We start from the raw sequence: 11,574 nt of genomic DNA on the forward strand, positions 1-11,574 counted from the left end.
GTTAAATCGAGGCATTCTTTAAATATTTTTATGATACCCAAATGCTGTAATAAAAAACGCACAAAAAAAAGAACCGGCAGTTACGCCAGTTCGTTAGTTCAATAGTTATCAATTATTAACCTTAAAAGGTTTAATATTCCATATTTGGTTGGCGTACTCATTAATTGTTCGGTCGCTTGAGAAGAATCCAGATTTAGCAATGTTAATTAGACTTTTTTCTAACCACATCGATTGATCCTGATATGCCATATTCACTTTCTCTTGAATGGCGACATATGAAGCGAAGTCACGTAAGACAAAGTATTGATCATTATGATCAAGCAAAGAGTCGTAAATAGCGGTGAATTCGCCATCAGTATCAGGGAAAAACCCATTTACGAGTTGTTCCGTCACTTCACGAATACGCTGGTCATAATGATAATATTCCCGGGAGTTATATCCGCCGTTTTTCTGAAAGTTTAAGACCTCTTGAGCACGCAATCCAAAAAGAAAAATGTTTTCCTCTCCTACTAGCTCGTTGATCTCCACATTGGCCCCGTCAAGCGTCCCTAAGGTCAAAGCCCCATTCATCATAAACTTCATATTGCCAGTACCTGAGGCTTCCTTGCTTGCCGTTGAAATCTGTTCGCTAATATCTGCAGCTGGAAAAATATCCTCAGCCAAGGAAACCCGATAATTTTCTAGGAATACGACCTTCATTTTATCGTTTACGTGGGAATCATGATTTACTTTGTCAGCAACGGTATTGATTAATTTAATTACTTTTTTTGCAAAATAATAACCAGGAGATGCTTTTGCCCCAAAGATAAAGGTCCTCGGATAAGGCTGAAAACTTGAATCGGACTTCATGCGATTATATAAATACATAATATGTAATACATTCAAAAGCTGACGTTTATAGGCGTGTAACCTTTTCACCTGCACATCAAAAATCGAGCTTGTATCGACAGAAACCCCAGCTTTCTCATATATTATTTTCGCGAGTTTTTCTTTATTGGCTTTCTTAATATCGCCAAGCCTCTCTAAGAAGACCGAATCTTTTTTAAAGTGAAGCAGCTTTTCAAACTGAGTTGTATCGTTTATCCACTCTGGACCGATTGAATCAGTAATCAGGTTTGCAAGATTGGGGTTCGCTTTTAAAAGCCACCGGCGATGGGTAATTCCATTTGTTTTATTATTAAATCTGTCAGGAAACACCTGATAATAATCATTCATTTCCCTTTCCATTAAGATTTCCGTATGTAGCCTTGCGACTCCATTTACGCTATGACTCCCTACAATCGCAAGTGGCGCCATCCTGACCTCCCCATGGGCAATCAGAGCCATCCTCTCAATTCTCCCCCAGTCCCCCGGGAATTTTTCCCATAGTTCTTGGCAAAAACGTTCATTGATTTCTTCAATAATCATAAAAATTCTCGGAAGAAGCGGCTGAAAAATTCTAACTGGCCATTTTTCAAGAGCTTCAGATAGGGTTGTATGGTTTGTGTATGAAAGGGTGTTTACAGTGATTGACCATGCTTCCTGCCATCCTAACCCTTCTTCGTCCATTAAAATTCTCATTAGTTCCGGTACAGCAATGGCTGGATGGGTGTCATTAATATGGATCCCTACATGCTCATGGAGATGAATTAAACTCCGATTTTGTTTTTTATAAGAACGAACAATTGATTGCAGACTTGCAGCGACAAGCAGGTACTGCTGCTTTAATCTGAGAATTTTCCCCTCATCATGTGTATCATCCGGATATAGAAGCTCTGAGATCGATTCTGTTTCCTTTTTATACTTTAAAATATCGATATTCGCTGGAAACCTTGAAGGTTCGGCGCTCCAAAGACGAAGGGTATTTACCGTGCTAGTGTTGTAACCGATGACAGGAAGGTCGTACGGAATAGCTGTAACTGTTTCCGCATGCAGATGGCGAAAGACCAGCTTGCCATTTTCCTGATAACTTTCAACTTTTCCCCAAAACGGCACTTCTACAGAATCATCCGTTTTCCGGACCTCCCAGACATGGCCATGCCTTAGCCATTGCTCAGGAAGTTCAACTTGATACCCATCAACAATTTTCTGCTCAAACAACCCATGCTTATAGCGGATTCCACATCCATGTCCAGGTAAATTCATTGATGCGAGAGAATCTAGGAAGCATGCTGCTAATCTTCCTAATCCTCCGTTCCCAAGTGCTGCGTCGGCCTCTATTTCCTCAAGGTCGCCCAAATCAATTCCGAGTTCCTGTAAACCTTCAGTAACGACAGACTCAATCCCGAGGTTCATTAAATTATGACGAAGCAGTCTACCTAGTAAAAATTCGATGGATAAATAATAAACTTGTTTTCCACCAACTGTGCGATACTGTTCATTTGTCCTAATCCACTCTGAACTCACATACTCCCTAATCATCGCCCCAAGTGTTTGAAACTGCTCACGTTTCGTACTTTCATCAAAACTCGTGCCGAAAGTCATTTCTAGTTTTTTTAGGTAGGCTATCTTAAACTCCTTGGTGTTCGAAAACATGCAATTCCTCCTTAACCAGGTCAGCGTACAATTGCTGATAGATTTTCGCAGACTGAGCCCAGCTAAAGTCCATCCTCATAACCCGTTCAACCAATGAATCCCATTCTTTGGTATTCTCATAATAACTTAGAGCTCTTTCAATCGTTGAAAGCATGGCATGGGCATTAAAGTTTTTAAAAGTAAAACCATTCCCTTCACTAGTTTCCCCGTTATAAGATTTAACCGTATCATTTAAACCACCTGTTTCCCGAACGATTGGGATTGAGCCATATCGGAGAGCGATAAGCTGACTCAGACCGCAGGGTTCAAACTTGGAGGGCATTAGAAATAAGTCAGAACCGGCATAGACCCGGTGGGCTAACTCTTCATTGAAACCGATAAACACTCGGCATTGATCGTAATATTGGGTGGCCATTTGATTGAAAAAGTATTCAAATTCTCGCTCACCTGTCCCAAGAACAATCAATTGAGCACCAGTGGCCATCATTTCATGAAATACCCCTCTGACGAGTTCAAGCCCTTTTTGCTTGGTGAGCCTTGTAACCATTGCAATAAGAGGCCTTTCCTCATCCTCAGGCAAACCGAACTGTCGTTGGAGATCTAGTTTGCCTATTTTCCTGGCTTGATGGTTTTCCGGTCCAAACGGCGAAAACAAGGCCTTATCAATCTTTGGATTATAGAGTTCAGTATCAATCCCATTTATGATTCCTATTAAATCTGAACTACGGTCCCGAAGGACACCATCCAAACTTTCTCCAAAATAGGCAGTTTGTATTTCATCCCGGTAAGTCGGGCTAACGGTCGTTATTTTATCAGCTGACACAAGGGCTGCCTTCATAAAGGAAACATTTCCATAGAATTCGAGTTCTTCTGATTGGTAGTACCGATCTTCAAGCCCAAGTAAATCTCCGATAATCTCTCGCGGAAAGATCCCCTGAAATTGAAGATTATGAATAGTAAACACTGACTTTATAGATTCATAACCCTCTAGTGTTCGATATTGTTCATTCAATAAAAACGGCACCATCCCTGTATGCCAATCATGGCAGTGAATGACATCCGGATAAAAGTTAATTTCCTTCATACACTCAAGGATTGCTCGATTAAAGTAAGCATACTGCTCCCCTTCATCAAAGTCCCCGTACATTTGACTACGTTTGAAATAGAATTCATTGTCAACGAAATAATAAGTGACCCCATCTAATTCTAATTCTTCAATTCCACAATACTGATTCCTCCAGCCAACAGGCACAGTAAACTCAGCTATCTTTTTCATTTGTTTTTTATATTCATCAGGTATGAGTTGATATTTTGGCAGGATGACTCGAATATCTACTCCGAGTCTACTCAATTCCTTTGGGAGAGCTCCTGCGACATCTGCAAGTCCACCGGATTTTATAAATGGTACACACTCTGAAACAGCAAACAATACTTTCACGAATTCACACACGCTCCCTTTATGATAGAACCCTTTTGCAAAATTTTTGGAGCATCCTTTGTTCCAATAAGCGTGATTCCGGATTCAACCTTAACATCCTTATCGACAATTACATGATCTAGAATGCTGTTTTCGCCTATTTGAGTTTTTTGCATGATGATGCTGTTTCTTACAATAGCCCCTTTGGCTATTTTTACCCCTCTTGCTATGATACTATTTTCAACAATCCCTTCGATGCTTGCACCATTGGCTATCATTGAGTTATGGACAGAAGCCGACTTTGAATAATGGGTAGGGGGTTCATCCTTTACCTTGGTCAGAATCGCCCGCTCCTTTAAAAACAACTGTCCCCAAATAGTAGGTTTTAAGATTTCCATGCTAGCAAAATAGTATTGATCAATGGAATCGACCGTTACAGCAAAACCTTCGTATGGATAATAGCAAACCTGGTAAGGACTATCGATATCTGTCACCACATCTCGCATACAGTAATTTCCCGTTTTATCTCGAGAATCAATTAACTCTAGGAGAAGCGAGGTTTTTACTAGAAAGATATTAAGAGGCGCACCATCTCTTCTCACTTCGCTAATATCACATCCCTGTTCCATATGCCATTCAAGCAGCGGGTTAAAATCCATATTAAAGATTGTATTCGCATCAGAGATTAGACAATACTCTTGTGTGCTTCTGTTCAGGAAATCAATATTCGCTGCAAAATGCTCGAACGAATTCATTCCAAAATTAGGTTTATCGTCCGATGAAAACGGGAAAAAGAATAATCCATCGCGCTTTCGGTTTAAATCCCAATTTTTCCCTGAACCTAAATGGTCCATTAACGAGCGGAATGGGTATTTTGGAAAGATTCCAACGCTCTCAATCCCTGAATTCACCATATTTGAGAGAATAAAATCGATGAGGCGATAACGCCCCCCAAAAGGAATAGCGGCGACAGAGCGATGTAGGGTCAAATCCTTTAGATCTTCAGCATAGGTAGTGGCATCAATGACACCTAATAAACGTTTTTTCAAACTAACACTCCTCCTGAATTAATGGATGGCCATTTCTTCTAACGTTTCTTTAGATACGAGAAGAATTTCACCATTGTTTTTTGGACGGATTACTAACCCATCTGGAACTTTTATCCCAGATGAAATAATTGCTTTCTCAATAATACAGCCCTTGCCAATTACGGCATCCGGCATAATGACGGATTCTGTGACCACTGATTCTCTTTCAATCGAGACTCCTTGAAATACAACTGTTCTTGTAACCGTGCCCTCGATGGTACAACCTTCATTGACGAGTGAATCAGTCAAGGTTGCATCCTTACTAATATACTGTGGTGGTTGATTCGGATTAACCGAATAAATTCGCCAACTTTGGTCAAGTAAATTCAGCTCACTACTACTATCCAACAAATCCATATTTGCTTCCCACAAACTTTGAACCGTACCGACATCCTTCCAGTACCCTTTAAATGGATAAGCAAATAGATTTTTTTGGTCTTTTAGCATCAACGGCAAAATATCTTTTCCAAAGTCATGGCTTGAGCCTGAGTTGTCATTATCTACTTCTAAATATTCCTCCAGCACCTTCCAGTTGAATATATAGATTCCCATGGAAGCTAGATTACTCTTTGGCTCCTTCGGCTTTTCATCAAATTCAATCACTCTTAACTCTTCATCGGTATTCAAGATTCCAAATCGATTCGCTTCCTCCCAAGGAACTGGGATTACCGAAATGGTCACATCGGCACCTTTTTCAATATGGTGATCAAGCATTAACTCATAATTCATTTTATAAATGTGATCCCCTGATAAAATCAGTACATATTCAGGATTATATTGATGTAGATAATTTAAATTTTGATAAATGGCACTTGCGGTTCCGGTATACCATTTCATCTCTGTCGAGGCGGCGTAAGGTGGGAGCACTGTAACCCCACCGTCCTTTCTGTCCAGGTCCCAAGCGCTACCGATGCCAATGTATGAATTAAGGATAAGGGGTTGGTATTGTGTTAATACACCGACAGTGTTAATTCCAGAGTTCGTGCAGTTGCTTAATGGAAAATCGATAATCCTATACTTACCGCCAAACGGAACTGCAGGTTTGGCGAGATCTTTCGTCAAAGAGTTAAGACGGCTCCCCTGACCTCCGGCTAACAGCATTGCTACTATTTTTTTCTTTTGCATCAATAACTTTCCCCTTTCTTTTTTTAACAGGCCTCAATATGGATATCCCGAATGGGGAAATATTCATTTCAATGGAAAAAGGCCGTCCATGAAATCCAATTTGCTCTGCTTTTATCGTCTTTTTATTTATGAACCCTGAACCTCCAAATGCTGTATCATCACTATTTAGAATTTCACGGTATGTTTTATTTTCAGGCACACCTATTCTATATCCAGAATACGTTTCGGGAGTAAAATTGCAGACAATGATGAGGGAATCCTCTGCTTTCTCCCCTCTCCTTATAAAAGAGAACACCGATTGCTGATGATTATCAGCATCAATCCACTCAAAACCTTCGTGAGAATCATCTAATTCATATAATGGTTTATTTCGCTTATAAATTTTTAGTACTTCTTTTGCAAAGTAATTGAGTTTCTCATGCATCTCATATTCAAGTAAATGCCAATCTAATTGTTCTTTATCTTTCCATTCAGAAAACTGTCCAAGTTCTGTTCCCATGAATGTAAGCTTTTTACCAGGGTGAGTAGTCATATATCCTAACAGCAACCTTAATTGAGCAAATTTACTCCAATAGTCACCAGGCATTTTATCAAGGAGTGATTTTTTCCCATGAACGACTTCATCATGTGAAAAAGGCAGGATGAATGATTCTGTAAATGCATACAACAATGAGAAGGTTACTTTGTTATGATGTTGGCTTCTTTCAGAAGGTTCCTTTTCCATATAGCTCAACATGTCATTCATCCAACCCATATTCCATTTATACGTGAAACCCAAACCTCCATCTTCGACCGGGGATGTCACCTTTGGCCAATCAGTTGAATCCTCTGCAATCATTAAAGCAGCAGGGTAGTGAGAATGAACGGCACCATTTAGTTTTTTTAGAAACTCGACACCATAGGGATTCACTTCCTGGTGAGAATTTGGCCAATAAATAATGTTTGCGACAGCATCGACACGAAAGCCATCAATATGGTACTTTTCCAACCAGAAGAGTGCATTCGAAATAAGGAAGCTCTGAACTTCTGTTTTGCCAAGGTCAAAATTGGCTGTTCCCCAAACCAGATTTTCTCTGTCTTTAGGGTTTTGGTAGTCAAACACATAACTGCCATCAAAGCAATAGAGTCCATGGGCATCCTTACAGAAGTGACCAGGAACCCAATCCATAATCACACCAATTCCATTTTGGTGGCACTGATCAACAAAATACATGAAGTCATGAGGAGTTCCAAATCGACTTGTAACTGAGTAATAGCCCGTTCCCTGATAGCCCCAGGAAATGTCGAGCGGGTGCTCAGTTAGAGGCAATACTTCAATATGGGTGTATCCATGGGAAAGGACGTAGGTGATAAGATCATTAGCAAGTTGTTTGTAGGTTAATAAAGTACCATCTTCAGCCAATCTCCAAGAACCTAGATGGACTTCATATATCGCAAGAGGTTGTGTTAAAGAATTTTGTTTTTCCCTTTTTCTCATCCAGTGTTGGTCATTCCATTGATATCCTTCTAAGGGATACACAATCGAAGCCGTATTAGGGCGTAATTCAGAATAAAATGCAAATGGATCGGCCTTTAAAGATATTTGTCCAGATGAATCGGTTAGTTCAAATTTGTATAGGCTCCCAGTTAAATCACCTTCTGCCACCAAAATCCAAACGCCTTCACCATTCACCTTTTCAAATTCATATCCATTCCCATTCCAGTTGTTCATATCGCCAACCAATCTTACAGCCAGTGCAGTTGGCGCCCAAACACAAAACCGTGTATATATCGCTGATTCACAGTTAATTATATGCGCTCCAAATAATTCGTAGCTCTCAAATAACGAGCCTTCATGGAATAAATGCAGCTGATAATCTGAAGGATGTGTTAACATCCGTTCACCTGCCTTCCTAAGTAACCTTTTTCATTACTATTCTAGATTCCTCTTAAAATACCTTGTAAACTAAAAGTAAATTGTTCGTGTAAATTCGACAGTATTTGGAGTAAGCGTATACATTCGCTTGTGCTTTAACCTTTGGGTTTGATTGGTAATTTTCTATAGGGAATTTGTATTGAATTCTTATGGTGTAGCGGGTTCAAAATATGAATTTTTGAAATCCTATAAAGTATTTACAAATGGGAGTTTGTATGAAGGGGGCAGCTACTGTGGAGCGCTATCAATGGCTAGTTCATTAGGAAGTGCTAAATGGAATTTTGTTGGAACACAAAGTTGACGGCTTTCCCTCTAAGAGTGTGCTGTTCCATTTTCGAGCACGTTAGGCTCATTATCGTTACCGTTTTTGGCGTGCTCTTCTGTTTTCGGGCACGTTAAACTCTTTCTCGTTACCGTTTTTGGTGTACTCTTCTGTTTTCGGGCACATTAGACTCTTTTTCGTTACCGTTTTTGGCGTGCTCTTCTGTTTTCGGGCACATTAAACTCCTTTTCGTTACCGTTTTTGGTGTACTCTTCTGTTTATCGGGCACATTAAACTCTTTTCGTTACCGTTTTTATAGTACTCTTCTGTTTTGGGCATGTTAATTTATGTAATGAAAAATATTCATAGAGTACGTTTTAAAGGAAAAAACGTTTAGTTTGTGTTCCTTGAAAAGTTAGTTAATAACAATAAAGAGTGATATCTAACAAAGATCGACTATATATAAATTCTATTTTATGATCAACTAACTTTTATAAAAACGAAAATCACACAAAAAAGCTGCAGACATAATGTCTGCAGCTTTTTTGTATGACCCCTACGGGATTCGAACCCGTGTTACCGCCGTGAAAGGGCGGTGTCTTAACCGCTTGACCAAGGGGCCTTATGGCGGAGAAGGAGGGATTTGAACCCTCGCGCCGGTTGCCCGACCTACACCCTTAGCAGGGGCGCCTCTTCAGCCACTTGAGTACTTCCCCATATTGGCTCCGCAGGTAGGATTCGAACCTACGACCGTTCGGTTAACAGCCGAATGCTCTACCACTGAGCTACTGCGGAATAATAGTATTTTTTCCTATAATAGTTCATTTTGGCCGAATGTCCTCATCTCAGAATGATTATTCAAGATGCGGCTCGATGAGTACAACTCGCAGGTTACTCAAGTAGCCTCGCTTGTTGCTCTACCACTGAGCTACTGCGGAATAATAATTAAAAAAACAAAATGGGCCTAAATGGACTCGAACCATCGACCTCACGCTTATCAGGCGTGCGCTCTAACCAGCTGAGCTATAGGCCCCTATTAATGGAGCGGGTGAAGGGAATCGAACCCTCATCATCAGCTTGGAAGGCTGAGGTTTTACCACTAAACTACACCCGCTTACTAAAATATATGGGGCGACTGATGGGAATCGAACCCACGAATGTCGGAACCACAATCCGATGCGTTAACCACTTCGCCACAACCGCCATATCCTTACTTCTTAGCACAAAGGGGCTAAAAAATGGTGGCTCAGGACGGAATCGAACCGCCGACACATGGATTTTCAGTCCATTGCTCTACCGACTGAGCTACTGAGCCTAAATTAAAAATTACTTCGCTTAATAGTTGATGCTTGTCCATTGCTCGAAAGACCTCCGGTCTTCCTCGCAAGTTGCCGCAGGAGCTGAATCAAGGAAGGTAGCAACTTGCTCTACCGACTGAGCTACTGAGCCTTACTATCTTTTACAAAATTTAAAATGGCGGTCCGGACGGGACTCGAACCCGCGACCTCCTGCGTGACAGGCAGGCATTCTAACCAACTGAACTACCGGACCAATAATATTTTACCTTTAAAAAATTGGTTGCGGGGGCAGGATTTGAACCTGCGACCTTCGGGTTATGAGCCCGACGAGCTACCGGACTGCTCCACCCCGCGACAATATTATTTACATAGTTTTGTTTATGCTCTATGTTAGCATTAACTGTCCCGATTTCAGGATGCCTATTCAAGATGCGGCTCAATCGGTACAACTCGCAGATTATTCATAGGAGAAACGCTTGTTGCTCCACCCCGCGACAATATTATTTATGATAAAAATGGAGGAGGAAAGGGGATTCGAACCCCTGCGCGGTTTGACCCGCCTGTCGGTTTTCAAGACCGATCCCTTCAGCCGGACTTGGGTATTCCTCCGTGAAAGTATATGGTGGACCTTGTAGGACTCGAACCTACGACCGGACGGTTATGAGCCGTCTGCTCTAACCAGCTGAGCTAAAGGTCCAAGAGTTTAGAATTAACAAACAGATATATTATTGAAATATTATCTGTCCCCATCTCAGAAAGCAAATTCAAGTAGCAGCTCGATGGGTACAACTCGTAGCATTATCAAGGAAGCTTTGCTCGTTGCTCTAACCAGCTGAGCTAAAGGTCCAAGAAAAACTAGTACAAAAGTTAAAGTAATATGGTAGCGGCGGAGGGAGTCGAACCCACGACCTTTCGGGTATGAACCGAATGCTCTAGCCAGCTGAGCTACACCGCCATATCTTCATTATTTATTAATTGGTGGAGCCTAGCGGGATCGAACCGCTGACCTCCTGCGTGCAAGGCAGGCGCTCTCCCAGCTGAGCTAAGGCCCCTTTTTTGAATGGTCGGGAAGACAGGATTCGAACCTGCGACCCCTTGGTCCCAAACCAAGTGCTCTACCAAGCTGAGCTACTTCCCGTAAATATAATGGCGCGCCCTGAGAGATTCGAACTCCCGACCTTTTGATTCGTAGTCAAACACTCTATCCAGCTGAGCTAAGGGCGCATATATTGCTAGTTATTAATTTATCGATTAAATGACAGTTATTTTCACTACCGCGAAAAAACGTTGGTGCCGAGGACCGGAATCGAACCGGTACGGTAGTCACCTACCGCAGGATTTTAAGTCCTGTGCGTCTGCCAGTTCCGCCACCCCGGCACTTTTAATATATGGAGCGGAAGACGGGATTCGAACCCGCGACCCCAACCTTGGCAAGGTTGTATTCTACCACTGAACTACTTCCGCATATTTAAGTGTACTACTGATCATTGATATTATTGGTGCGGGTGAAGGGAGTCGAACCCCCACGCCTTGCGGCGCTAGATCCTAAGTCTAGTGCGTCTGCCAATTCCGCCACACCCGCATATATATAGTTATCTTGCTAGTGCAAAAAACTATGGTTATTTTCGCTACCGCGAAAAAAATTTGGTGAGCCATGAAGGATTCGAACCTTCGACCCTCTGATTAAAAGTCAGATGCTCTACCAACTGAGCTAATGGCTCCAATGAAAAATTGTTACATACTACGATCTAAAAGTTTTGTTGATATCGCACCAACGATGCTCGAAAGACCTAACGGTCTTCCTCGCAAGTTTCCTAAGAAGTCTATTCAACGAAGTGAGAAACTTGCTCTACCAACTGAGCTAATGGCTCGTACAAGTGGTGCCGGCCAGAGGACTTGAACCCCCAACCTACTGATTACAAGTCAGTTGCTCTACCAATTGAGCTAGGCCGGCA

The 11,574-nt window shown here is 41.6% G+C and carries 5 protein-coding genes and 20 tRNA genes; all 25 read right to left on the bottom strand.

Features of this window, described 5'->3' with window-relative positions; genetic code table 11:
• Nucleotides 1–108: 108 nt before the first annotated feature.
• Nucleotides 109–2,514: a glycogen/starch/alpha-glucan phosphorylase gene (locus BMX30_RS05050; protein ID WP_090741808.1), complete on the bottom strand. Its 2,406-nt coding sequence runs from the start codon at nucleotides 2,512–2,514 to the stop codon at nucleotides 109–111.
• The gene (gene glgA / locus BMX30_RS05055) at nucleotides 2,489–3,952 is read right to left on the bottom strand and encodes a glycogen synthase GlgA (protein WP_090741810.1); all 1,464 of its coding nucleotides are present in this window, start codon (nucleotides 3,950–3,952) and stop codon (nucleotides 2,489–2,491) included. The genes BMX30_RS05050 and glgA overlap by 26 nt, the downstream gene beginning before the upstream one ends.
• On the bottom strand, nucleotides 3,949–4,980 hold the full coding sequence (locus BMX30_RS05060) for a GlgC family sugar phosphate nucleotidyltransferase (protein WP_090741812.1): 1,032 nt from the start codon (nucleotides 4,978–4,980) through the stop codon (nucleotides 3,949–3,951). Before BMX30_RS05060 ends, glgA begins: the two co-directional genes overlap by 4 nt.
• 18 nt (nucleotides 4,981–4,998) lie before the next feature.
• Entirely contained in the window at nucleotides 4,999–6,144 is a 1,146-nt protein-coding gene (locus BMX30_RS05065; protein WP_090741814.1) for a glucose-1-phosphate adenylyltransferase, read from the bottom strand.
• Nucleotides 6,086–8,020, bottom strand: a complete 1,935-nt coding sequence (gene glgB / locus BMX30_RS05070) for a 1,4-alpha-glucan branching protein GlgB (protein ID WP_090741816.1) — start codon at nucleotides 8,018–8,020, stop codon at nucleotides 6,086–6,088. The genes BMX30_RS05065 and glgB overlap by 59 nt, the downstream gene beginning before the upstream one ends.
• Before the next feature lie 851 nt (nucleotides 8,021–8,871).
• A tRNA-Glu gene (locus tag BMX30_RS05075) sits at nucleotides 8,872–8,943 on the bottom strand.
• A 3-nt stretch (nucleotides 8,944–8,946) separates the two neighbouring features.
• Nucleotides 8,947–9,037, bottom strand: a tRNA-Ser gene (locus BMX30_RS05080).
• A 4-nt stretch (nucleotides 9,038–9,041) separates the two neighbouring features.
• Nucleotides 9,042–9,116 (bottom strand) — tRNA-Asn (locus BMX30_RS05085).
• A gap of 164 nt (nucleotides 9,117–9,280) precedes the next feature.
• Nucleotides 9,281–9,354: transfer RNA gene (locus tag BMX30_RS05090), tRNA-Ile, on the bottom strand.
• A gap of 7 nt (nucleotides 9,355–9,361) precedes the next feature.
• A tRNA-Gly gene (locus tag BMX30_RS05095) sits at nucleotides 9,362–9,435 on the bottom strand.
• Nucleotides 9,436–9,448: 13 nt separating this feature from the next.
• Nucleotides 9,449–9,524, bottom strand: a tRNA-His gene (locus BMX30_RS05100).
• Nucleotides 9,525–9,560: 36 nt separating this feature from the next.
• A tRNA-Phe gene (locus BMX30_RS05105) sits at nucleotides 9,561–9,636 on the bottom strand.
• Nucleotides 9,637–9,795: 159 nt separating this feature from the next.
• Nucleotides 9,796–9,872: transfer RNA gene (locus BMX30_RS05110), tRNA-Asp, on the bottom strand.
• Between the two features lie 24 nt (nucleotides 9,873–9,896).
• Nucleotides 9,897–9,973, bottom strand: a tRNA-Met gene (locus BMX30_RS05115).
• A 162-nt stretch (nucleotides 9,974–10,135) separates the two neighbouring features.
• Nucleotides 10,136–10,228: transfer RNA gene (locus tag BMX30_RS05120), tRNA-Ser, on the bottom strand.
• 11 nt (nucleotides 10,229–10,239) lie between these two features.
• Nucleotides 10,240–10,316 (bottom strand) — tRNA-Ile (locus tag BMX30_RS05125).
• A 181-nt stretch (nucleotides 10,317–10,497) separates the two neighbouring features.
• Nucleotides 10,498–10,574, bottom strand: a tRNA-Met gene (locus BMX30_RS05130).
• Between the two features lie 21 nt (nucleotides 10,575–10,595).
• Nucleotides 10,596–10,671 (bottom strand) — tRNA-Ala (locus tag BMX30_RS05135).
• A 9-nt stretch (nucleotides 10,672–10,680) separates the two neighbouring features.
• Nucleotides 10,681–10,757: transfer RNA gene (locus tag BMX30_RS05140), tRNA-Pro, on the bottom strand.
• A gap of 9 nt (nucleotides 10,758–10,766) precedes the next feature.
• Nucleotides 10,767–10,843 (bottom strand) — tRNA-Arg (locus BMX30_RS05145).
• Between the two features lie 64 nt (nucleotides 10,844–10,907).
• Nucleotides 10,908–10,996, bottom strand: a tRNA-Leu gene (locus BMX30_RS05150).
• A 12-nt stretch (nucleotides 10,997–11,008) separates the two neighbouring features.
• Nucleotides 11,009–11,083: transfer RNA gene (locus BMX30_RS05155), tRNA-Gly, on the bottom strand.
• A 33-nt stretch (nucleotides 11,084–11,116) separates the two neighbouring features.
• A tRNA-Leu gene (locus tag BMX30_RS05160) sits at nucleotides 11,117–11,201 on the bottom strand.
• A 63-nt stretch (nucleotides 11,202–11,264) separates the two neighbouring features.
• Nucleotides 11,265–11,340, bottom strand: a tRNA-Lys gene (locus tag BMX30_RS05165).
• A 157-nt stretch (nucleotides 11,341–11,497) separates the two neighbouring features.
• Nucleotides 11,498–11,573: transfer RNA gene (locus BMX30_RS05170), tRNA-Thr, on the bottom strand.
• Between the last annotated feature and the right edge of the window lies 1 nt (nucleotide 11,574).

Source organism: Mesobacillus persicus (genome assembly GCF_900109925.1).
GTDB lineage: Bacteria > Bacillota > Bacilli > Bacillales > Cytobacillaceae > Mesobacillus_B > Mesobacillus_B persicus.

Excerpts from the sequence above, each read along its gene's own strand:
- BMX30_RS05050 (WP_090741808.1), bottom strand. The coding sequence starts at position 2,514 with ATGTTTTCGAACACCAAGGAGTTTAAGATAGCCTACCTAAAAAAACTA.
- BMX30_RS05065 (WP_090741814.1), bottom strand. The coding sequence starts at position 6,144 with ATGCAAAAGAAAAAAATAGTAGCAATGCTGTTAGCCGGAGGTCAGGGG.
- glgB (WP_090741816.1), bottom strand. The coding sequence starts at position 8,020 with ATGTTAACACATCCTTCAGATTATCAGCTGCATTTATTCCATGAAGGC.